Here is a 22,715-nt window from a genome sequence, read left to right on the forward strand (position 1 = left end):
TTGCCCGCCTGCATCACCGCGTTACCGCCCGCCGTGATGCTGCTGCCCTGGTTTGAGGTGGCTGACGAACTGGTGTCTTTTTTGCTACCGAAGCCCGACCGGCTGCTGCTGTCGGCTTTCTGATTGGCGGCAATATTGATGTTATTGCCTGCGCCCATGACGAGGTCGCCGCCTGCAGCCACTTTCGCACCAGTGATGTTGATGTCTTTTACTGCCGACATACTCAAGCCGTCGGTAGCAGTGATAGAGGCGGTTTGCCCGACATCGGTGCCGCTGACGTGGACGTTTCCACGACGGCTGTCGTCGCCCACGCTCCACTTCTGCGTCCGGGTGATGTTGTTGATGCTGCCGCCGGCGCTTTCCAGCTGTACGGTTTTACCGGATATCGCCGAGCCGATGTTATTGATATCGCCCAGCGCGCTCAGGTCCAGCGCCCCGCCCGTTTTGATAAGCCCGGCGTTAAGGTTGCTGAGGCTGTTGCTGCTGTCGATGGTAAGACCGTTCTGCGCCAGCAGCGAGCTGCCGCTGTTGGTGACGTTGCCGCCCGCCAGCTGCACGCTGTTGCCGCGAATCACGCTGCCGCTCTGCACCGTTACGTCTTTTGGCGACAGATACACTTTTGGCACCATCACGGTCTGGCCGTTAATGGTCGCGGTTTCATACCACAGAATACTGTGGTCGAGCGCCGCCACCTGATCGGCGGTCAGCGCCACGCCAAACTTCAGGCCAAGAGAACTCTGCGCGTCGGCGGCGTTGTCCATCAGGTAGCGCATCTGGTCGAGGTCGGAGCCAAGGCCATTGATATAGCGCGTCCCGGTCTGATTCAGCACGGTGTTCGACACATAGCGCGTATCAAACGCCGCATCGCCGAGGAAGCGGTAGTCTTTGTCCGGATTCAGGCTGAGGCGGTCCAGCATATACGACGAACCGAGGAACTGATTCATGTCGGTGTACTGGCTGCCCGTCTCGCGAGGGGCCGCGCCCGGGTTCATGCCCAGCAGCTTAGACAGATCGCCAAACAGCGACGGATCGAGCTGACCGAGGCCATCGAGTTTTGGGTTAACGGTGATCAGATACGGGCTGTCCGGATCGGTGGACGGCACGAAGTAGCCGTTGTTGCCGGAAGGAAGTGGGTAGTTGCCATCCATACCGCCCGGTGCCAGCCCCGTGCCGCCGCCGATAGCCTGGCTGGCGGTACTGTCTTTCCAGTCCGGACCGGTAATGGCCTGGGTTCCGGCGTCTGCCAGCGCTTGCTGGATCGTACCGCCGCCGATGTTTTGCGCTGAAGGCGTATTGAGGTTCGGGGCGACGATGGTGTTACTGATTTGCCCGGCGTTAGCGGTTGTATTGGTGTTACTTATATCGCTGGTAAAGATGGCCTTAACAGTGCCGCCCGCCTGGATGACGGCTCTGTAAGTCTCGCCCTGAACCTCATTAACTTCGTTATCTGAAAGAGCATACAGGAACCATATATCCTCTGGTTTCGGTACCCAGTTTGAATTAAATCCAGCTGAGTCAAATTCATATGTTTGCCAGATCTCATAAACTTTATTTTGATATGACTTATTTTCGAAAACATTCCCACGAAGATTGATATCACCGTTTGCTAATATGAAAGATGCATTATTAAAAAGATAATCAGCCTCGATGTTTATCTTGCCAGCAGACATGATCCGCGATGCATTGCCTGTAGCAACAGCCTTCTCAGTGCTACTCTCAATCAGATAACGCTTTGTGCGGGTTGTATCATCAATATAGACATAAAGTTTTGGAGCAGGCCCTGAATTCCCACCGCCCACCAGCACCTCATAATCCGGGTGCCACTCTTCGTTTGCCCAGACTTTTATCGAGCCGCCATCCAGGTCAGGTATCTGGTCACGATAATCATTTTTTGAGCTGGTAAACTCAATTTTTTGATATGTATTTTCAAGCCTCCCGGTCTTAATGGTGATATCGCCGTTGGTGGTTTCTATATTCCCGGAGGTATTGATTACCTCGGCGTTCGCCGTGCCGCTGACGTCTTTCTGCATCACCAGGTTATTGCCCGCCAGCATATCGCCGCGCAGGTTCTGGATGCTGTTGGCAAACAGCGAGAGGTTGTTGCCCGCATACAGCAGGGCGGTGTTAACGATCGACCCGGCCGCCGTTAACGCCAGGCTGCCCGCCGTGCCGGTAAAACCGTCGAGAGTGATATTGCCCAGGCTGGTCAGGCTGACATCACCACCTGCCTGCAGGCTGCCGCTGGCGTTCATCGCAATCTGGCTGCCGCTCAATGCCGTGGTGCCGCTGCCTGCGGTCAACTGGCCATTATTGGTCAGCTTGCCCGCCGCGTTCAGCGTGATGCCGTTGCCCTGCAATGTGGCTCCGTTGGTGATATCGCCCTGGCTGCTGATGGCGAGCTGTTTGTTGGCAGCGATCACGCCCTGGGTGGTAAAGCCGTTGGTGAGCTTCAGCGTCAGGTTGCCGAGCGCCACCAGCTGGCCCGCGCCGCTGAGCGAGACCATTTCAGCAAGCATATCCCCGCCGCTGAACACCTTCCCGCCCGCGTTGTTGAGGCTGTTCCCTTTAAGCGTCAGGCCCTGATTGCCCAGCAGCGTGCCGCTGTTGGTGACGGTCTGCGCGTTCACGTTCAGCTGTGCGGCCTGGAAGGTGCCGCCGTTGGTCAAACTATTACCTGTGAGCGTCGCCTGGTTCGCCGCCATCACCGTGCCGTTACTGGCGAGCTTCGCCACGTTCAGCACCAGGTTAGTGGCCTGTAGCCAGCCGCTGCCGCTGTAATCCGGCGTGGTGAAGGTGAGATCGCCGCCGGAGAGAATTTTGCCGCCGTTACGGGCCTGCGTTGCCGCGCTGAGCGTGGTTTTGCCGTTGCCCTGAAGGATGCCGTCGTTGATCAGCACGGGCGCGGTGAGGCTTAATGCGTTCTGGCTGAGAAGCACGCCGCCGGACTGGTTGGTCAGCGCATTCAGTAAGGTGAGCGTCAGGCCGCTGTCGCCCTGCACGCGCCCGCTGTTGGTGAGCGAGCTGGCGCTGAGTTGGGTATTCGCGCCCTGAAGCTGTCCGCTGTTGCTGACGTCTTTCGCGTTGACGTTAAGCAGCCCGCCGGTCAGCATTTTGCCCTGCTGTTGCAGGTTACCGCTGAGCGTCACGTTCAGGCCGTTGACGCCGCTGATTTCGCCGCCGTTGCTGAGCGAATCGCCTTTCACCTCCAGCGTTTTTGCACTGATTAATCCCTGGTTGCTCAGCGCTTTGCCGGTCAGGCGGGCGTCGCCCAGGGCGGTGATTTTGCTGCCGGTGGCGGCTATAACGTCGCCGCTCAGGGTCAGGGCGAGATCCAGCGCACTCTGAATCGCGCCGCTGTTGTTCAGGCTACTGCCGTCTAAGGCGATGTTCTGCCCCTGAAGCCGGCCGCTGTTGGTCACGTCTCCTGCGTTCAGCGTCAGTGATTTCTGGCTCAGCAGATCGCCACTGTTGGTAACGCGGCCCGTGCTGTTCAGGGTCAGGCCGTTCAGGCCAGTGACCGATCCTCTGTTGTCGATGCTGTTGTGACGCAGTGAAAGCGTGTTGCCCTGAAGCGTGCCGTCGCTGGTGAAGGTTGTTCCGGCGAGCGACATTTCGCCTGATGAGATAATGCTGCCGTGGTTGGTCAGCGCGGGCGCGTTCAGCCCGAAATCGCCCTGGCTCATCAGGTCACCATTGTTGAGCAGAGAGGCGCCCAGCGTAGCGTTAAGATTGCCGGTTGCCAGCACCGAGCCGCTGTGGGTCCAGCGATCCGCCTGAGCGGTGAGGTTCCGCCCCTGCGTGGTCCCCGCGGTATTCAGCGTTTTGCCGCTGAGGGAGAGATCACCCGCCGTCAGCCAGCGCCCGTTGGCGCCCTGCGAGAGCCTATCCCCGGCAAGCGTCAGCGCCCCGGTTCCCTGCAACAGGCCGTCTCCGCTCAGCGTGGTCGCTTTGACGTTCAGCGTGCCGGCAATGATTTTGCCTGGATTGCTGAGGAAGCCAGAGCTTAGCGTTAAACCATTGTCGCTGGTGATAAGCCCGCTGTTGCGGATGTCCGGAATAGCCAGCGTCAGATTTGCGGCGCTGTAGAGGGTGCCGTTCTGCTGGTTGTCCAGCTTTTGTGTGCCAATCAGCAAGGCGCTGTCGCCCTGCATCAGGCCGCCGTTGGTGAGAGTTTGCGACTGAGTGTTCAGGGTGGAAGCCACGAGCACGCCACTGTTGGTCAGTTCTGGCGCACTAAGGCTGAGTGACGCCGCGCTGCTTTTGCCGCTGTGGTTGAGTTTTTCGCGGGCGTTAACCGCGATGGATTTTTGTGCTGCATGCGTACCCGCAAGCGCCGCTTCCCGCGCGCTGAGGCTGAGATTATTGCCGCTCTGAAGCTGTGCGCTCGCCGCCGTGGTGAGCCTGTCGCCCTGAACCTGAAGATCGCCGCCCGCGCTGGTTTCGCCGTCGAGCGTCGCCGTGGTGGTATTCAGCGTCATGGCAGCGTCGCTGTGGGTCACCGAATTTTTGCCTGAGGTCAGGGTCTGCGCGTTGACCGTCAGCCCTTTTCCGCCGGACAGCACGCCGTTCTGCGTCACATCCTGCGCCTTCAGCGCCAGCGCATCGTCGCTCACCAGAGAGCCGGTATTGGTCAGCTTCCCGCTGGCGGTGATGCTCGCTTTGCCCTTCGCGCCGGTGCTGCCGCTTTGGGTAAAATCGGTGGTATTAACCGTCAGGTTACCGCCGCTCAGCAGGGAACCCGAGTTGCTGAGCGTGGCGCTGCCCACGCTCAGGGAAGCGCCCTGAACGGAGCCGCTGTTATTCAGCGTGCCGGCATTCAGCTGAGCGCTGTTATGCGCCAGCAGCTTGCCGTTTTGCGTCAGGGTGTTACTGCTCACCGTCAGGTTTTGCCCGGCGGTCATCTGCCCTTGTGTTTTCAGCGTATCGCTGGCTTTAGCCGCGATATCGCGGGCAGCGTTAATCTGGCTGGAAGCATCCTGACTGATGTTTTTCGCGGTAAGCGTTGCATCACGTCCGGCGGTCAGCTTTTCATTGGCGTGCGCAATCGTGCCGTTGGCGTTCAGTACCAGGTCGCCATCGCTGTTCAGCGAGCCGTTGCTCAGGGCAATGTCGCCCTTGCTGCTCAGCGCCATATTGCCGCCAGCTTTGTGATCGCCCGTCAGAGCGAGGCTTTCACCTCTGGCGGACAGCGCCCCGCTGGCCAGGCTGTTGTGAACGGTAAGTTTGCCATTGGCATCCAGGGTGATATCTCCCTGGCGGGCATTCAGGTCGCCGAGGTTAACCCCGACGCCCTTCTCGCTGGACACCAGATGAATGCGGTTGGCGTACATCCCGCCGAGCGCGCCGGTATCTACCGCTACCGTGGGAGCGCTGCCTTCACCCTGCTGCGCCTGCACGCTGCCGTCGGCGCCAACGCGGTTGGCCCCGGCCACCACCTTTAAATCCCTGGCATGAATGGCGGCGTTCACTTCCGTTGCGCGTGAAACGATCGATAGCGCATCGCTGCTGCTGGCATCCAGCCCTTGCCCCTCAATGGTGATGCTGCCTTTTTTCACGTCCAGCGCCTGTAAATTGCCGCTGGCGTCAAAGACAGGTTTCCCCGTGGTCAGGGTGGCCTGAGGGGTGTTGATAAACCCGCAGCCGTTACAGGTGATACCGTACGGGTTGGCGACCATTACGTTCGCCGCTTTGCCCGCCACTTCCGTATAGCCCTGCAGCTGTGAACGGCTGCCGCCGGTCACTTCGTTGATGATGCCCTTCGCTTCCTTGCCCGCTTTCAGGTTAGCGTTGCCGCTAATCAGCCCGCCAAGCTGCGTCTGATTGAGCTTGCCCGTGGCGTTATTGAGGATCAGCCCCTCTTTGCCGACGTTGTAATTCTTAAACTGGTTGTGCGAAATCCCGGCCCCGTTCGGCGCGGCAATGTTCACCACCGGCACGCCGTTCGCCGCTTTATCCGTGGAGGTATTGCCCGTTGGCGTCAGCGTGGCGGCAACGGCGGGCAGCAAGGGCTGCGCCGCGAGGAGGACACTCATCAGATAGCTGAGCAGGCGGTACGTTAAGCGGACAGGAGGCTGCTGATTCATGATGATATTCCCTTAAAACGCGACGGCAACGCGGTAATAAACAGTGACGTGATCCGGCCCAAGCCAGTCCGGGTAAACAAGAGGCAGCCCAACGGTGAACAAGCTGGAAACGTGGTCGTTGGCGGCACTGAGCCCGGCGGCCGTACCCCAGAGGGTGCCTGCGGAATAGCGATCCAGCCTGTCGGAGTGCAGCCAGCCGCCGTCAAGGGCCGCCAGCGCGCTGACCTGACCGATGACCGGCAGCGTGAACAGGGTGTAGTTGAGCTCGTTTCGCCACCAGGCGCCTTTGTCGCCGGAAATGGTTTGCTCTTTAAACCCGCGCACCGAGCTTTCGCCGCCGATGGTCATACGTTCGCTGCCGTAGAGGCGGTCCGGCGACCACTGCCCATAGGCGCTCGCCAGCCACCACATATTTTCAGCCACCGGGCGCTGGAAGCTGGCGTTGAGGCTCCATTTGCGGAACTGCGCTTTCGGTAAATCACCGTTTTTGCTGCCGTCGCTTTCGGCATCCAGCCACGGCATACCGCGGCTGAAGGTCGGGTTAAAGGTTGCCACGCCGCCGAACATCTTCTGGGTGTGGTTCAGACCAAACAGCAGGCTGGTGAGCCTGCGGCTGCTGCTTTGCAGCAGGACATCGTCGAGATAGTTGCGGTTGATGCGGTGGCTCAGGCCCAGGGAGACGCCCGTTTTGATATCGCCGTTGCGGAACAACACGTGCGACAGATTCACGCGATGCGTTTCGGTATCGCCGCTCGAGCGCCAGAGGTAGCCGTTGTTATCGATGGTGCTGAGGTAGTTATTCCAGCTGTAGCTGTAGTCCAGCAGACTGTAGCCGTAAGGCACGCTGACGCCCGCCGCAAAATTTTGTGCATCTTTAGCATTCGAAAACGCGCTGCTGCGCCCGCCGCTGACAAACCAGCTGTCGGCCAGGCCGAGCAAATTGTTACCGGTCAGCCCGCCGTTAATCTGCCCGACGCCCGTGCTTTTTTGCCCGCTGTTATCGAAACTCGCAGAGGCCGAAAGCGGAAATTCCGGCGTGGCGGTCAGATGCACCACGGACCAGCCCTGCTTATCAGCAGGCAATATTTCAATCTGTACCGGCGTGGTGCGCGTGCGGTTAATTTGCTCCATGCCTTGTTCAATATCACGCAGGTTGATAATTTTGCCCTGGAGGCCCGGGAAGGCCATTTTCAGCTCGCGCTCTGGCGCGTCGTCCATGCGGATCTTCTCAAGCTTTCCTTCCAGAATGGCTAAGCGTAATTCCCCTGAACGTAAATCCTGTTCGGTTAGAAAAGCGCGGCTGGTGATATATCCTCTGCTGATGTACCAGTCCGAAACATTATTAGTGAGTTCATTAATTCGAGCCATATCCAGGCACTGGCCCAGCCAGGGTTGCACTAATTTTTGCTGCTGGCGTTTGTCAATCAGCGTGGTGCCATCCAGCGTAATATGATGAATGGTAAAACAGGGCCCTGAAGGCGTGGCAGGCAGCACCGGCGCTGCCGGGCGGAAAATAGGCGTGGCGCGCTCCAGCGACTCTCGCTGTTGCTGGTTCTGCCGCAATAATTGCTGCTGCTGTTGATCGATGCTGCTGCGCTCGGCTGGTGATAATGGGGCGGCGAAAACGGGCTGACTGAGCGCCAGTAACACCCATGCCGGATATAAAACTTTCATCCCTGATCCTGTCTATTTTTATTATTTACGTCATGAATGTATTTAATGATATTTATCTACATTTCTGGCTACTTTACACTCAGGTCCGGGGGGATTAAAACAGCGAAAACACGAACACGGCAATTTTCAGATTTTTATTGGGGCTTAATTCAAGCAAATCAGAATATGGCGATGGCAAATCTGATGCTATATATATCAAAGCGCTCTGGTGAGCAGGCACAGAATCAATATATCTGCGGGTAACCACTTCTATAAAAGATCGTAAATATCTTTCAGGCAAATGACCGTCGCTCAAACATAATCGAGCTTGAGTGGCAGCAGGTCGATATACAGACGTCGCTCTGAATGATACCGCATGCAGGGTATTAAGGGATCGAATAGGGAAGCATTCCCGATAGGTGTTTGTTCACCCCACGGCAAAACATCGGCCGGATGGAACGTTGACGCCGGCGGTAAGAAAAATGCGTGTAGACGATAATAATGCCCGGCGTGCCGGGTTAAAAAAATCGGGTATCGAAGATTTCCGGTTTCATGACCTGAGACATACGTGGGCGAGCGGGTTAATTCAGTCTGGAGTTCCGCTTTCTGTGCTGCAGGAAATGGGCGGCAGGGAGAGTATCGAGATGGTACGCCGCTATTCGCACCTGGCGCCGAATTATTTAACGGAGCATGCGCGGCAAATTGACGCCATTTTTGGCTCTAACGACACAAATACGATACAGGGAGAAAATCAGCTTGGATTGGAATCGGCGTAAGATATTGATTTTAAATGGTACGCCCTACAGGGCTCGAACCTGTGACCTACGGCTTAGAAGGCCGTTGCTCTATCCAACTGAGCTAAGGGCGCACTGAGAAGCGGGAGCTTCATGATGTGCAATCGCCGGGAATTATACGGTGCATGCCTGATGAGTCAATGCATTTTGCCATCAAACTGTTTTCTGCGGCCGACTTGTCTACTTATGCACCAGACGACGCATAAGGATTATCCAATCCGCGTCGTCATTTCCCCGCATAACATCGGCTTAAATGTCCACCGGTTCGCCGTGTATGGATCTTAATCGCGTCGCAACGGCAGGGCTTATCGCCCCTCCGCGCGCCGAAAAGCGATAAAAAATCAAACGAGGACTGACAGAGAGGCTGGCTTCTGACAAAATATCCGCAACCCCCTTTCGTTAAGATACAGATGGAATCCTCTCTCTGATGGCAGCAAAAATTATTGACGGTAAAACGATTGCGCAGCAGGTGCGCTCTGAAGTCGCGGAAAAAGTGAAGGCGCGCACTGCGGCCGGAAAACGCGCCCCAGGGTTAGCCGTCGTGCTGGTTGGCAGCAACCCGGCATCGCAGATTTATGTCGGCAGCAAGCGCAAGGCGTGTGAAGAGGTGGGGTTCATCTCCCGCTCATACGATCTCCCGGAAACCACCAGCGAAGCGGAGCTGCTGGAGCTTATCGACACGCTGAATGCCGATTCGGCGATCGACGGTATCCTGGTACAGCTGCCGCTGCCTGCCGGGATCGATAATGTGAAAGTGCTGGAACGCATCGCGCCGGACAAAGACGTCGATGGCTTCCACCCCTACAACGTCGGCCGCCTGTGCCAGCGCGCTCCGCGTCTGCGCCCGTGTACGCCGCGCGGTATCGTGACGCTGCTTGAGCGTTACAACATCGACACCTACGGCCTGAATGCCGTGGTGATCGGCGCCTCTAACATCGTCGGCCGTCCGATGAGCATGGAGCTGCTGCTGGCAGGCTGTACCACCACCGTGACCCACCGCTTCACCAAAAACCTGCGCCAGCACGTCGAAAATGCCGATCTGCTGATCGTCGCGGTCGGTAAGCCGGGCTTTATTCCGGGCGAATGGATTAAAGAAGGCGCGATTGTGGTCGATGTCGGCATTAACCGCCTGGAAAGCGGCAAAGTGGTTGGCGACGTGGTCTATGAAGATGCCGCCGCGCGCGCGTCATACATCACGCCGGTCCCCGGCGGCGTCGGCCCGATGACCGTAGCCACCCTCATTCAGAACACGCTGCAGGCGTGCGAAGAGTATCACGACATTCAGGAGGCCTAAGATGGCAACTTTTTCTCTGGGTAAACACCCGCACGTTGAGCTGTGCGATCTGCTGAAGCTGGAAGGCTGGAGCGAAAGCGGCGCGCAGGCAAAAATCGTGATTGCCGACGGTCTGGTGAAGGTTGACGGTGCGGTTGAAACCCGCAAGCGCTGCAAGATCGTTGCCGGCCAGACGGTCAGCTTTGAAGGTCAGAGCATTACCGTGACCGCCTGACCGCCGTCGCTGAATAAAAAAATGCCGGGCCCTTAAGGTCCGGCATTTTTATTTCGCTAAAGGCTCCGCTGCCCCCGGCGTTCAGGCTTGAGACTACTTGCGACGCCAGGTGGTGCCCTGAGCGCCATCTTCCAGCACGATGCCCATTTCGTTGAGACGGTCACGCGCGGCGTCCGCGGCGGCCCAGTCCTTCGCCTTACGCGCATCGAGACGCTGCTGGATCAGGGATTCAATCTCAGCCACTTCGCCGTCGTCAGCCTGCGCCCCGCTCTGCAGGAACGCGTCCGGCTCCTGCTCCAGCAGGCCCAGCACGCCGGAGAGCTTGCGCATATGCGCCGCCAGGGCGTTTGCCGCCTGGGCATCTTCGGTTTTCAGACGGTTCACTTCGCGCGCCATATCGAACAGCACCGAATAGGCTTCCGGAGTGTTGAAGTCGTCGTCCATCGCTTCCACAAAGCGCGCCTCAAACGCCTCGCCGCCGGCCGGAGCTACGCCGCCGTCGGTACCGCGCAGCGCGGTGTAGAGACGCTCCAGCGCGGAACGCGCCTGCTTCAGGTTTTCTTCGCTGTAGTTCAGCTGGCTACGATAGTGGCCAGACATCAGGAAGTAGCGGATGGTTTCGGCATCGTAGTACTTCAGCACGTCGCGCACGGTAAAGAAGTTGCCCAGCGATTTCGACATCTTTTCGCGGTCAATCATCACCATGCCGGAGTGCATCCAGTAGTTCACGTATTCGCCGTCGTGCGCGCAGGTGGACTGGGCGATTTCGTTTTCGTGATGCGGGAACATCAGATCCGAACCGCCGCCGTGAATATCAAAATGGTTGCCCAGCTGCTTGCAGTTCATCGCCGAACATTCGATGTGCCAGCCCGGACGCCCGGCGCCCCACGGCGACGGCCAGCTCGGCTCGCCCTCTTTCGACATCTTCCACAGCACGAAGTCCATCGGGTTGCGCTTGACGTCAACCACGTCAACGCGAGCGCCGGCCTGCAGCTGCTCCAGATCCTGACGCGACAGCTGGCCGTAGTTCGGATCGGTCGGAACCGAGAACATCACGTCGCCGTTGTCCGCCACGTAGGCGTGATCGCGGGCGATCAGCTGCCCGGTGATTTCAATAATTTCCGGAATATGGTGCGTCGCGCGCGGCTCGAGGTCCGGGCGCAGAATATTCAGCGCATCAAAATCGCTGTGCATTTCGCCAATCATGCGATCGACCAGCGCCACGAAGCTTTCGCCGTTCTCATTAGCACGCTTAATGATTTTGTCGTCAATATCGGTGATGTTGCGCACATACTTCAGCTTATAGCCGAGAAAACGCAGGTAGCGGGCTACCACGTCAAAAGAGACAAAAGTACGGCCGTGACCGATGTGACAGAGATCGTAAACGGTGATACCACACACGTACATGCCAACTTCCCCGGCATGAATAGGTTTAAACTCTTCTTTTTGGCGCGTCAGTGTATTAAAAATTTTTAACATCGAAGATTCCGTGTAAACGTGTGTAGTGATAAGCCGCATATTCTAACCTGAATTCAACCCCGAAGCAGCACACAATGCAAGGTGATCCAACCCCGCGGTTATGCTATAACAGCCCCCTATGTCACGCCCAACCTTGGGTTCAAGCACCACAATCATCGGAACAGGATGCAAAAATGGTTACTTTCCACACTAATCATGGCGATATCGTAATCAAAACCTTTGACGACAAAGCGCCGGAAACAGTTAAAAACTTCCTGGACTACTGCCGCGAAGGTTTCTACAACAACACCATTTTCCACCGTGTTATCAACGGTTTTATGATCCAGGGCGGCGGTTTTGAGCCGGGCATGGAGCAAAAAACAACCAAGTCTCCGATCCAGAACGAAGCCAACAATGGCCTGAAAAACACCCGCGGTACGCTGGCGATGGCCCGTACTCAGGCGCCGCACTCCGCCACCGCGCAGTTCTTCATCAACGTGGCTGATAATGACTTCCTGAACTTCTCTGGTGAAAACCTGCAGGGTTGGGGCTACTGCGTATTTGCTGAAGTCGTTGAAGGCATGGACGTAGTCGACAAAATCAAAGCGGTTTCTACCGGCCGCAGCGGCATGCATCAGGATGTGCCGAAAGAAGATGTTGTGATCAAAAGCGTCACCGTCAGCGAATAATTCGTGGCGACACTTTTTATTGCAGACCTGCATCTGCAAACCGAAGAACCGGCGATTACCGCCGGTTTTCTCCGCTTTTTACGCGGCCAGGCCCGCGAGGCGGACGCGCTCTATATCCTTGGCGACCTGTTCGAAGCCTGGATCGGCGATGACGATCCTAACCCGCTGCATCAGGAAATCGCCGCCGCGCTCAGCGCATTGACCGACTCCGGCGTCCCCTGCTTTTTCGTCCACGGCAACCGCGATTTTCTTATCGGCCAGCGCTTTGCCCGCGCCTGCGGCATGACGCTGCTGACGGAAGAAAACGTGCTCGATCTCTACGGCCGCCGCGTTTTAATTATGCATGGCGACACCCTCTGCACCGACGATGCCGGCTACCTGGCGTTTCGCGCCAGGGTGCATACGCCGTGGATCCAGCGCCTTTTCCTCGCTCTGCCGCTGTTTATACGCCGCCGTATCGCCGCAAAAATGCGCGCCAACAGCACCGCGGCCAACAGCAGCAAGTCGATGGACATCATGGACGTTAATCCGCAGGCGGTCACGGCGGTCCTCGAAAAGCATCGCGTCCAGTGGCTGATCCACGGTCATACCCATCGCCCGGCCATCCACCCAATCGAAGCAAACGGCATGCCGGCCTTTCGCGTGGTCCTCGGCGCGTGGCACAGCGAAGGCTCGATGGTGAAGGTCACCAAAGACGACGTTGAACTGATCCCCTTCCCGTTTTAATTATCGCGCTATTTTCCGCCGCTATCGGCCTACGCAACCGTTTTCCTCGCCCGTTTATCGTGCTATTCTCTGTGGCCTCTAAAGCAGTGTGAAGCACACCCACAGGAGTTTTAAGACGCATGTCTTCCCGCAATAACTCGGCGCGTATCGCCATCGTGATGGGGTCCAAAAGCGACTGGGCTACCATGCAGTTTACCGCAGAAATCCTTGATGCCCTGAACGTTCCGTACCATGTTGAAGTGGTCTCCGCGCACCGTACTCCCGATAAGCTGTTCAGCTTCGCCGAAGGCGCAGAAAGCAACGGCTATCAGGTGATTATTGCCGGTGCGGGCGGCGCGGCGCATTTGCCGGGCATGATTGCGGCGAAAACGCTGGTCCCGGTGCTCGGCGTGCCGGTGCAGAGCGCGGCGCTGAGCGGCGTTGACAGCCTCTACTCTATCGTCCAGATGCCGCGCGGGATCCCGGTCGGCGCGCTGGCCATCGGTAAAGCCGGCGCCGCCAACGCCGCCCTGCTGGCGGCGCAGATTCTGGCGGTGCACGACGCCGAACTGCACCAGCGCCTGAGCGCATGGCGCCAGGCGCAAACCGATGAAGTGCTGGAGAATCCGGACCCACGGGGTGCGGCATGAAGCAGGTTTGTATCCTCGGCAACGGCCAGCTTGGCCGCATGCTGCGCCAGGCCGGAGAGCCGCTGGGTATCGCGGTGTGGCCGGTTGGCCTTGAGGCCGACCCTGAAGCGGTGCCGTTTCAGCAAAGCGTCATCACCGCTGAAATCGAACGCTGGCCGGAAACGGCCCTCACCCGCGAACTGGCGCGCCATCCGGCGTTTGTTAACCGCGACGTGTTTCCCATCATTGCCGATCGCCTGACGCAAAAGCAGCTGTTCGACCGGCTGGGCCTCGCCACCGCGCCGTGGCAGCTGCTGGCGGATAAAAACCAGTGGCCGGAGATTTTCGCCACCCTCGGCGAGCTGGCTATCGTTAAGCGCCGCGTGGGCGGCTACGACGGGCGCGGCCAGTGGCGCCTGCGTGAAGACGACTGCGCGCAGCTGCCCGACGATAACTACGGCGAATGCATCGTCGAACGGGGAATTAACTTCTCCGGCGAAGTGTCGCTGGTTGGCGCCCGCGCCGAGGACGGCAGCACGGTGTTCTATCCGCTGACCCGCAACCTGCATCAGGACGGAATTCTGCGCACCAGCGTCGCCTTCCCACAGGCCAACGCCCGCCAGCAGGACCAGGCCGAAGGCATGCTCTCCGCCATTATGGACGAGCTGCAGTACGTCGGCGTCATGGCGATGGAGTGCTTCGTTACCGCCGATGGCCTGCTGATCAACGAGCTGGCCCCGCGCGTGCACAACAGCGGCCACTGGACGCAGAACGGCGCCTCTATCAGCCAGTTTGAGCTGCATCTGCGGGCCATTACCGACCTGCCGCTGCCGCCGCCGGTGGTCAACAGCCCGTCGGTGATGATCAACCTGATCGGTACCGATCTCAACTACGACTGGCTGAAGCTGCCGCTGGTGCACCTGCACTGGTACGACAAAGAGGTTCGTCCGGGCCGCAAAGTGGGCCACCTGAACCTGACCGACAGCGATACCGACCGCCTGAGCGCCACGCTCGAAGCGTTGAAGCCGCTGCTGCCGCCGGAGTACGCCAGCGGTATTTTCTGGGCGCAATCGCAGCTCAGCTAAGCCTTTCGTGCCGGGGGAAACGCGTTACCCCTTCCCCGGCACGCCTTCAGGCGCGTAGAATTCCTCCTTCGCTTTACAGAAAATCTCGGTTTCACTTCAGAAGGAAGACCCATGAATAATGGGACGGATTACCGCGCCATTCTCGCCGCGGATACCCCGCTTATTGACGTCCGCGCCCCGGTTGAGTTTAGCCAAAGCTCGCTCCCCGCAGCGCTCAACCTGCCGCTGATGAACGATGAAGAACGCGCCGCCGTCGGCACCTGTTACAAACGTCAGGGGGCAGAGGCCGCCCTGGCGCTAGGCCATCGCCTGGTTAACGGCGACCTTCGCGCCCGGCGCCTTCAGGCGTGGCGTGAAGCCTGCCTGCGCGCTCCGCAGGGCTATCTTTGCTGCGCCCGCGGCGGCCAGCGTTCGCACATTGTTCAGCAGTGGCTGCGCGAATCGGGCATCGAATACCCGCTGATCGTCGGCGGCTATAAGGCGCTGCGCCAGGCGGCCATCCAGCTGACGCAGGAGCTGGTTCAGCGCCCGATAGTGCTGATCGGCGGCTGCACCGGCAACGGGAAAACTCAGCTGGTCGCCGCGCGGCCTGACGGAATCGACCTCGAAGGGCTCGCCCACCATCGCGGCTCCTCCTTCGGACGCACGCTGCGCGAGCAGCACGCTCAGGCGACGTTTGAAAACCACCTCGCGGTAGCTATGGTGAAAAAAGCGGCCAGCCAGCGCCGGTGGGTGCTGGAAGATGAAGGGCATATGATAGGCGCCAACCATCTGCCGGAATGCCTGCGCGATCGCATGGCGCAGTCGCCGCTGGCGGTGGTGGAGGACCCGTTTGACGTCCGCCTGGCGCGCCTGCGAGAGGAGTATTTTGACCGGATGCACCGCGACTTTATGGCCGCGTACGGTGAAGAGCAGGGTTGGCAGGAGTACGGCGCCTATCTGCACCACGGCCTGTTTGCTATCCGCCGTCGCCTGGGGCTCCAGCGTTTTGCCCAGCTCACCGCCCTGCTCGATGACGCGCTGGGGGAACAGCTGCGTACGGCAAGCACCGAAGCGCATTTTGCGTGGCTCGTTCCGCTATTGAAAGAGTACTACGACCCGATGTATCGCTATCAGCTGGGTAAAAAAGCGGAAAAGATTATCTTTCGCGGAAGCTGGCAGGACGTTGCCTCCTGGCTGGCGCGGTAGCTCGCGTAAACGCAGCGCAAGCCGGGATTTTCGGCATCGCGCTGCGCGGGAGGTCGCGGTTTAGAAGTCGTAGCGCAGACGTACCAGGTTCATATCGCCCAGCTTGTCGGTGCTCGACGTAAAGACGTGTTCGTAGTCAACGCGGAAGCCATAATCGAGCTGGAAGCTAATCCCCAGGCCGTTATCAATACGCTGGTAGTTACGCCCGTTCACGTATTGCAGGCGGTCGCCCATAAAGTACGGCTGAACGGATTTAAGCGCGTACTGGCCAACCGGGATTTTATACCCCGCGAAGTACTCAATACCCCAGGCATCGCCGGCGAAGTAGTTATTCACATCGGCTTTTTTGGTGGTCAGGAAGTTCTGATACCAGCCGCCGCCGAAGGAGAAGGTCCAGTTATCCGGCGTCCAGCTTAGGGCGGTACCGAGAATATTCTGGTTATAGGTTTTATTCTCCGTGCTCGACGGATCGCGCATTTCGGCACGCGTATAGTTCCACGCCGTACCCCAGCTCAGGTCCTTCATGATGTGGTAGTCCACGCCAACGGAGCCCCCGCCTTTACGCTTATAGCGCAGGCCATTCCCCGGCAGATACTCATTATCTTCAAACAGATAAGAAGCATACAGATCGACATCACCGGCCGATTTTTTGTACTTGAGCATATTGCGCGAGCGGTAGGAGCCGTCGTAATCGCCGTTGATCCCGTTCCCCGGCGCCTGGGCTACCATGTCGTAATCCCAGATATCGGTTTTGGCGCCCACCACATCGTAATAAATACTGTTTTGCTGACCATAGGTTAACGTCCCCCAGGTATCGCTCTTCAGCCCGGTATAGAGCATACGGCGGGAGGTGTTATTGGCGCCCTCCGCATAGTGATTATCCCAGTCGAACAGCGCCGGAATATTAACTCCCAGCTCGTAATAGCTTATCCAGCTAATATCGTCGAACAGGTAATAATCAGCGGCGAAGCGGAAGCGGGTCCCGCCGTCAAAGCCGTTACGCTTATAGGAGCCTTTGTCGCCATCGCCGGACATCATGTTGAACTGCGGACGAATACTCCCGCCGACGGTGAAGTTCAGACGGCTTAACGGATCGCCGGCCTGCGGATCTTGTTTCAGCAGCGTTATCTCGGCCTGGGAAGCAAAAGAAGTCACTGCCAGTACTGCGCCGATCGTCATCGCCAGCGCTTTTATTTTATGTGCCATGCTTTTTCCTTGAGTAATAAGCAACCTTATATTTGCAAGGTGAATATTAACCGTGATTACCAACTCCGTGTTGTCGCTTTTTTACGCTTTTGTGCTCTTATAAATCAGTCACTTATCATTTTGTGCCGTTAACGGAAAGCCGCCGCGGATTTCATCCAACCGTCATTAACCTGCGCTAGCTGCGTCGCGCCGGGCTTAAACGCAACGCAATAAAAAGCCCGGGGCGCTGATGCTCCACCCCGGGCCTGCAGACGATCCGCCCGCTGAATTACTGGCTAAACTGGCGGAACAGCGCCTTGCCTTTTAACAAACGCAGCCCCAGCCAGCCGCCGCACAGGGAGAGCAACAGCGCCCCGCAGAGCGGCAGCATCACCCACAGCCGCCAGTCCGGCGACCACGGGAAATCAAAGACTTTGGTTTGCAGCATCGCCAGCGCCACCTCAGCCCCTATCGCCGCCACAATCCCGGAAACCACCCCCAGCAGGGCAAATTCCGCCCACAGCGTGGTACGCAGCAGCGATTTTCCGGCCCCCAGCGTGCGCCAGACCACCAGCTCCTGATAGCGCTGGCGCATCCCAACCTGAACCTGCGCCAGCAGCAGCAAAATACCGCAGGCGGTCACCAGCACCACCATCACTTCCAGCGCGCGGCTAACCTGCGTCAGAACCTGACCTACCTGACGCAGAATGGCGCCGATATCCAGCAGGCTGACGGTCGGGAATTCGCGGTTCAGCTGCGTCAACATGCCGCTGCCGTTATCCCAGCGGAAGCTGGTCAGCCAGCTCTGCGGCTGTCCGTCGAGCGCGTTCGGCGGGAAGATAAAGAAGAAGTTGGGCCGCAGGCTCTCCCAGTCAACTTTACGCACGCTGGTCACCTTAGCGCTGAAGTCCTGGGTATCACCGGTGAAGGTGACGCTATCGCCGAGCTTAACCCCCAGCCGCTGCGCCAGCCCCTCTTCAATCGACACCTCGCCCGCTTTTGGCGGCCAGCTGCCGGCCACCAGCGGATTATGATCCGGCCGGTCGTTGCTCCAGGTCAGATTGAGCTCGCGATTCAGCGCTTCATCCTTATTGCCCTCCGTCGTCTGGCCGTTAATCTGCGTCAGGCGCGCGCGGACGATGGGGTAGAACTCCGTCGCCGCCGTCTGGTGCCCGGCGAGAAAAGCTTTGACCGGCGCGACCTGATCCGGGGCAATATTAATCAGGAAGTAGTTGGGGCTTTCCGGCGGCAGCTGCTGCTGCCAGCGATCCAGCAGATCGCCGCGCAGCACCAGCAGCAGAGCGAGCAGCATAAACGACAGCGAGAACGCCGCCAGCTGGCTGAGCGTCGACCACGGCTGGCGCAGCAGCCGGTTGACCGCCAGGCGCAGCGGCAGCCCCTTCAGCGTCACGCGCTTCAGCAGCCACAGCAGCCCCCATCCCAGCAGGCCGCACAGCAGCGCCAGCACCACCGCGCCGGCGAGAACCGCCCACAGCAGCGGGCTGCCGCCCATCAGCCAGGCCAGCAGAATAACCACCACCGCGCAGACCAGCGGAATATAGACCTTCAGCGGCCAGACGTTAGCCACCACGTCCTGACGCAGCACCCGCAGCGGCAGCGTCGCCAGCAGCAGCCGATAGGGCCGCAGGCCCACCAGCAGCGAAATCACCACCATCGCGCCAATCGCCCACAGCCACGGCCAGAGGCTGGCGGCCGGCAGCGCGCCCGGGAGAACCGGTTTCAGCATCACCAGCAGGACTTTCTCCAGCCCCATCCCCATCGCGCCGCCGGCAATGACCGCCAGCGCCAGCAGCAGCAGCCACTGCCCGACGATCAGCTTGCGCAGCTGCGCCCGCCCGGCGCCCAGAGTTTTAAGGATCGCCACCAGATCGTAACGGCTGCGGCAGTAGTGGCTCATGGCCACCGCTATCGCCGCCACCGCCAGCAGGAGGGTGAGCAGCGCCGAGAGCAGCAGGAACTGCTGCGAGCGTTCGAGCGATTTACCCAGCGCGCTGTCATCCTGCTCGAGGCCAATCCAGCGGTGTTCCGTCCCCAGCTTTGGCAGCAGCCAGCGCTCATACTCCGCCAGCTGCGGCGCAGTGCCGGCAAACTTATAGCGCCAGGAGACGCGGCTGCCGGGCTGCACCGCCCCGGTCTTTGCCACATCGGCGGTATTCATCATCAGCCGCGGCGCCATCTGGAAAGGATTAAACCCGGCGTCCGGCTCCTGAATCACCTCCCCGGCAATGCGCAGCGTGACGTCACCGACGTCGATGGTATCGCCGGTTTTTAAATTCAGCAGCGCCATTAAGCGCGGGGCCAGCAGCACGCTGCCCGCCTGCGGCTTTAAGCCCGGAGGCTGGGTTTCCAACTGACCGTAAAGGGGATAGGTATCGTCAACCGCCTTGACGTCGGCCAGCTGCGGCGTATCGCCGGCGAAGGTCATGGTGGCGAAGCTGAGCTGTTCGCCAACCGTTAATCCCAGCCGGCGCGCCTGCGCCAGCCAGTCGGCGGGCACCTCGCGCGAGCTGCGCAGCGTCCGGTCTCCGGCCATAAACTCACGGCTCTGCTGGCTGAGCCCCTTTTCCATGCGATCGCTTATCGACCCCAGCGCCAGCACGCAGGCCACCGCCAGGCTCAGCGCCAGCCAGACGATCAGCAGCGACGGCGATCGCCATTCGCGCCAGAACCAGCGGGCAATCATGCTTCCTCCCGCAGCTGACCATCAACCAGCCGCAGCCGCCGGTCGCAGCGCGCCGCCAGCAGCGGATCGTGGGTCACCAGGATAAGCGTCGTCCCGTGTTCGCGATTGAGCGAAAACAGCAGGTCGGCAATTTTATCTCCGGTCTGCCGATCGAGGTTGCCGGTCGGCTCATCGGCAAACAGCAGTTCCGGGCGCCCGTTGAAGGCGCGGGCCAGCGCCACGCGCTGCTGCTCGCCGCCGGAAAGCTGCGCCGGCAGATGGTTCAGGCGCTTGCCCAGCCCCAGTTGCTCCAGCAGCGCCCTGGCGCCGCCCCGGCTCTGGCTGTCGCTCTCGCCGCGCAGCAGCGCCGGAAGTTCGACGTTCTCCAGCGCGTTCAGGGTCGGGATCAGCATAAAGGACTGAAAGACAAAGCCGATGTGCTTCGCACGCAGCTGCGCCCTCGCCTCTTCGTCCATGCGGTGCAGCGGCTGCCCGAGCAGAGAGACCTCCCCGCCGCTGCCGTCGTCCAGCCCGGCAAGGATCGCCAGCAGCGTAGATTTGCCGGAACCCGACTCGCCAATCAGGGCGATGGTCTGCGCCGGTTTGACAACCAGCTCAACTCCGGTGAGGATGGAAAGCTGATGCTCTCCCTGACCGACGGACTTCTTAAGATGATGAACTTCAAGTATGTTTTCCGCTGGCATTTGCCTTTCCTGTTTCTGGTCCTGTTTACCTGCCGCGCGATGGCGGCGGACACGCTGTTAGTTCTCGGCGATAGCCTGAGCGCCGGCTATCGCATGGCGGCCAACGCCGCGTGGCCTGCGCTACTCAACGACAAGTGGCAGGCAAAAACGCCGGTGGTCAACGCCAGCATCAGCGGCGACACGTCGCAGCAGGGGCTGGCGCGTCTGCCGGCGCTGCTTAAGCAGCATCAGCCGCGCTGGGTGCTGGTCGAGCTCGGCGGCAACGACGGGCTGCGCGGCTTCCCGCCGCAGCAAACGGAGCAGACGCTGCGCACCGTTTTGCAGGATATCAAAGCGGCGAACGCCCAGCCGCTGCTGATGCAAATTCGCCTGCCCGCCAACTACGGGCGTCGTTATAATGAAGCCTTTAGCGCAATGTATCCCGCACTGGCCAAAGAGTTTGATATTCCTCTGTTACCCTTTTTTATGGAAGAGGTCTACCTGAAGCCGCAGTGGATGCAGGATGATGGAATCCACCCCAACCGCGACGCCCAGCCGTTTATTGCCGACTGGATGGCGACGCGGCTGGCTCCCTTAGTTAATCATGACTCCTGATCCGCAGGGGTTGTTTGCAGGTAAAGTTATGCAAAAAACGGTTTTAGTTACAGGATGTTCCAGCGGTATTGGCCTTGAAAGCGCGCTCGATCTGCAACGTCAGGGCTTTAACGTTCTGGCGGCCTGCCGCAAGGCCGAGGACGTGGCGCGGATGCAGGAACTCGGACTGACCGGTATTTTGCTGGATCTCGACGATCCGCAGAGCGTGGAGCGCGCGGCGGCAGAGGTTATCGCCCTGACCGATAACCGCCTGTACGGCCTGTTTAATAACGCCGGCTACGGCGTGTATGGTCCGCTTATCACCATCAGCCGCCGGCAGATGGAGCAGCAGTTTGGCGCCAACTTTTTTGGCGCCCATCAGCTCACCATGCTGCTACTTCCGGCGATGGAGCCGCACGGCGAGGGCCGCATCGTGATGACCTCCTCGGTAATGGGGATCATCTCCAGCCCAGGGCGCGGCGCCTATGCCGCCAGCAAATATGCGCTGGAGGCCTGGTCCGACGCCCTGCGCATGGAGCTGCGCTATAGCGGCATTAAGGTCAGCCTGATTGAGCCGGGGCCGATTCGCACCCGCTTTACGACCAACGTCAACCAAACCCAGCGCGATAAGCCGGTGGAAAACCCCGGTATCGCCGCGCGCTTTACCCTCGGGCCGGAGGCGGTGGTGGAAAAAGTGCGCCATGCTTTCGTTAGCGAGAAACCGAAGCTGCGCTATCCGGTGACCCTGGTCACGCACGCGGTGGCCCTGCTCAAACGCCTGTTGCCCACGCGGATGATGGACAAAATTATCCAGGGCTGAGTTGAAGCGTCGGCCGTTGCCCCCATGTATACAAAAAATTGATTAAAGAGATGCGCTTATGTCAGTACAGAATATTATCAACATTACCGAAGCTAACCTGCACCAGACGCTGGAACAATCCGTTACCGCGCCGGTGCTGTTTTATTTCTGGTCCGCGCGCAGCCAGCACTGCGAGCAGCTGACGCCGGTTCTGGAAAGCCTGGCGGCGCAGTACAACGGTCAGTTTATCCTGGCGAAGGTGGACTGCGATGCCGAGCAGATGCTGGCTTCACAGTTCGGCCTGCGCTCGATCCCAACGGTTTATCTGTTCCAGAACGGTCAGCCGGTGGACGGCTTTGAAGGCCCGCAGCCTGAGTCCGCCGTGCGCGCGCTGCTTGATAAAGTGCTGCCGCGCGAAGAAGAGCTAAAGGCCCAGCAGGCGCTGGCGCTGATGCAGGAAGAGAAGTACGCCGAAGCCCTGCCGCTGCTGAAAGAGGCGTGGCAGCTCTCCGCGCAGGATAGCCAGATTGGCCTGCTGCTGGCGGAAACCCTGATCGCCCTGCAGCGCTCCGACGAGGCCGAAGCGGTGCTGAAAACCGTTCCGCTGCAGGATCAGGATACCCGTTTCCAGGGGCTGGTGGCGCAGATTGAGCTGCTCAAGCAGGCGGCCGATACCCCGGAAATCCAGCTGCTCCAGCAGCAAGTTGAGCAAAACCCGCAGGACGCTGCGCTGGCGGCCCAGCTGGCCCTGCAGCTGCATCAGGTTGGCCGCAACGAAGAGGCGCTGGCGCTGCTGTTCAGCCATCTGCAGAAAGATTTAGACGCCGGCGACGGCCAGGTGCGCAAGATGCTGCAGGAAATTCTTGCCGCCCTCGGCACCGGCGATGCGCTGGCCGCGAAATATCGCCGTCAGCTCTACTCCCTGCTGTACTGATCGTTACGCCACAAAAACCTCCCCGGCGGCGCTGCGCCGACCGGG

General features: G+C 59.5%; 16 protein-coding genes, 1 tRNA gene and 1 pseudogene. 11 read left to right on the forward strand and 7 right to left on the reverse strand.

What is annotated here, in order from left to right:
- A partial coding sequence (locus PFH44_RS10670) for a two-partner secretion domain-containing protein (protein WP_283824991.1) occupies window positions 1–6,083 on the reverse strand: 6,083 nt, incomplete at its 3' end.
- Between the two features lie 12 nt (window positions 6,084–6,095).
- The gene (locus tag PFH44_RS10675; protein ID WP_283824992.1) at window positions 6,096–7,757 is read right to left on the reverse strand and encodes a ShlB/FhaC/HecB family hemolysin secretion/activation protein; all 1,662 of its coding nucleotides are present in this window, start codon (window positions 7,755–7,757) and stop codon (window positions 6,096–6,098) included.
- A gap of 285 nt (window positions 7,758–8,042) precedes the next feature.
- Here PFH44_RS10675 and PFH44_RS10680 point away from each other — a divergent pair.
- Window positions 8,043–8,512 (forward strand): annotated as a pseudogene (locus PFH44_RS10680) (site-specific integrase); the annotation flags it as partial.
- Window positions 8,513–8,527: 15 nt separating this feature from the next.
- Here PFH44_RS10680 and PFH44_RS10685 read toward each other — a convergent pair.
- Window positions 8,528–8,604: transfer RNA gene (locus tag PFH44_RS10685), tRNA-Arg, on the reverse strand.
- Between the two features lie 353 nt (window positions 8,605–8,957).
- On the opposite strand from PFH44_RS10685, the gene folD reads away from it, so the two are divergent.
- Window positions 8,958–9,824 (forward strand): bifunctional methylenetetrahydrofolate dehydrogenase/methenyltetrahydrofolate cyclohydrolase FolD, encoded by an 867-nt coding sequence (gene folD, locus PFH44_RS10690; protein ID WP_041144398.1) that lies wholly within the window; start codon window positions 8,958–8,960, stop codon window positions 9,822–9,824.
- Window position 9,825: 1 nt separating this feature from the next.
- Window positions 9,826–10,038, forward strand: coding sequence for a ribosome-associated protein YbcJ (gene ybcJ / locus PFH44_RS10695; RefSeq protein ID WP_045854288.1), 213 nt, complete (start codon window positions 9,826–9,828; stop codon window positions 10,036–10,038).
- 93 nt (window positions 10,039–10,131) lie between these two features.
- Here ybcJ and cysS read toward each other — a convergent pair whose 3' ends face one another.
- On the reverse strand, window positions 10,132–11,517 hold the full coding sequence (gene cysS, locus PFH44_RS10700) for a cysteine--tRNA ligase (RefSeq protein WP_283824993.1): 1,386 nt from the start codon (window positions 11,515–11,517) through the stop codon (window positions 10,132–10,134).
- A 173-nt stretch (window positions 11,518–11,690) separates the two neighbouring features.
- On the opposite strand from cysS, the gene ppiB reads away from it, so the two are divergent.
- The 5 genes from ppiB (at window position 11,691) to mnmH (ending at window position 15,792) form a co-directional block, all read left to right on the forward strand.
- Window positions 11,691–12,185 (forward strand): peptidylprolyl isomerase B, encoded by a 495-nt coding sequence (gene ppiB / locus PFH44_RS10705; RefSeq protein ID WP_041144395.1) that lies wholly within the window; start codon window positions 11,691–11,693, stop codon window positions 12,183–12,185.
- Between the two features lie 3 nt (window positions 12,186–12,188).
- On the forward strand, window positions 12,189–12,911 hold the full coding sequence (gene lpxH / locus PFH44_RS10710) for a UDP-2,3-diacylglucosamine diphosphatase (RefSeq protein ID WP_045854286.1): 723 nt from the start codon (window positions 12,189–12,191) through the stop codon (window positions 12,909–12,911).
- A gap of 119 nt (window positions 12,912–13,030) precedes the next feature.
- The gene (gene purE, locus PFH44_RS10715) at window positions 13,031–13,540 is read left to right on the forward strand and encodes a 5-(carboxyamino)imidazole ribonucleotide mutase (RefSeq protein WP_283824994.1); all 510 of its coding nucleotides are present in this window, start codon (window positions 13,031–13,033) and stop codon (window positions 13,538–13,540) included.
- Window positions 13,537–14,604 carry a 5-(carboxyamino)imidazole ribonucleotide synthase gene (gene purK, locus PFH44_RS10720; RefSeq protein ID WP_041144392.1) on the forward strand — a complete coding sequence of 356 codons (1,068 nt, stop codon included), beginning with the start codon at window positions 13,537–13,539 and terminating at the stop codon, window positions 14,602–14,604. The genes purE and purK overlap by 4 nt, the downstream gene beginning before the upstream one ends.
- 111 nt (window positions 14,605–14,715) lie before the next feature.
- Window positions 14,716–15,792 (forward strand): tRNA 2-selenouridine(34) synthase MnmH, encoded by a 1,077-nt coding sequence (mnmH, locus tag PFH44_RS10725; RefSeq protein ID WP_283824995.1) that lies wholly within the window; start codon window positions 14,716–14,718, stop codon window positions 15,790–15,792.
- Window positions 15,793–15,852: 60 nt separating this feature from the next.
- Here mnmH and PFH44_RS10730 read toward each other — a convergent pair whose 3' ends face one another.
- From PFH44_RS10730 to ybbA, 3 genes are all read right to left on the reverse strand, one after another.
- Entirely contained in the window at window positions 15,853–16,998 is a 1,146-nt protein-coding gene (locus PFH44_RS10730) for a porin (protein WP_283824996.1), read from the reverse strand.
- Between the two features lie 268 nt (window positions 16,999–17,266).
- A complete protein-coding gene (gene ybbP, locus PFH44_RS10735; RefSeq protein ID WP_283824997.1) occupies window positions 17,267–19,681 on the reverse strand; it encodes a putative ABC transporter permease subunit YbbP in 2,415 nt (804 codons plus the stop codon).
- On the reverse strand, window positions 19,678–20,364 hold the full coding sequence (gene ybbA, locus PFH44_RS10740; protein WP_045854280.1) for a putative ABC transporter ATP-binding protein YbbA: 687 nt from the start codon (window positions 20,362–20,364) through the stop codon (window positions 19,678–19,680). The genes ybbP and ybbA overlap by 4 nt, the downstream gene beginning before the upstream one ends.
- Here ybbA and tesA point away from each other — a divergent pair.
- Genes tesA through PFH44_RS10755 form a run of 3 tightly spaced genes read left to right on the forward strand, consistent with a single transcriptional unit; the run spans window position 20,332 to window position 22,670 of the window.
- Window positions 20,332–20,958 carry a multifunctional acyl-CoA thioesterase I/protease I/lysophospholipase L1 gene (gene tesA, locus PFH44_RS10745; RefSeq protein ID WP_095094542.1) on the forward strand — a complete coding sequence of 209 codons (627 nt, stop codon included), beginning with the start codon at window positions 20,332–20,334 and terminating at the stop codon, window positions 20,956–20,958. The two genes, ybbA and tesA, sit on opposite strands and share 33 nt — an antisense overlap.
- Window positions 20,948–21,757 carry an SDR family oxidoreductase gene (locus PFH44_RS10750; RefSeq protein WP_161795641.1) on the forward strand — a complete coding sequence of 270 codons (810 nt, stop codon included), beginning with the start codon at window positions 20,948–20,950 and terminating at the stop codon, window positions 21,755–21,757. Before tesA ends, PFH44_RS10750 begins: the two co-directional genes overlap by 11 nt.
- A 58-nt stretch (window positions 21,758–21,815) precedes the next feature.
- A complete protein-coding gene (locus PFH44_RS10755; protein WP_041144384.1) occupies window positions 21,816–22,670 on the forward strand; it encodes a thioredoxin family protein in 855 nt (284 codons plus the stop codon).
- Window positions 22,671–22,715: the final 45 nt, after the last annotated feature.

It is taken from the genome of Klebsiella sp. Ech2A (genome assembly GCF_030078455.1).
Taxonomy (GTDB): Bacteria; Pseudomonadota; Gammaproteobacteria; order Enterobacterales; family Enterobacteriaceae; genus Klebsiella; species Klebsiella terrigena.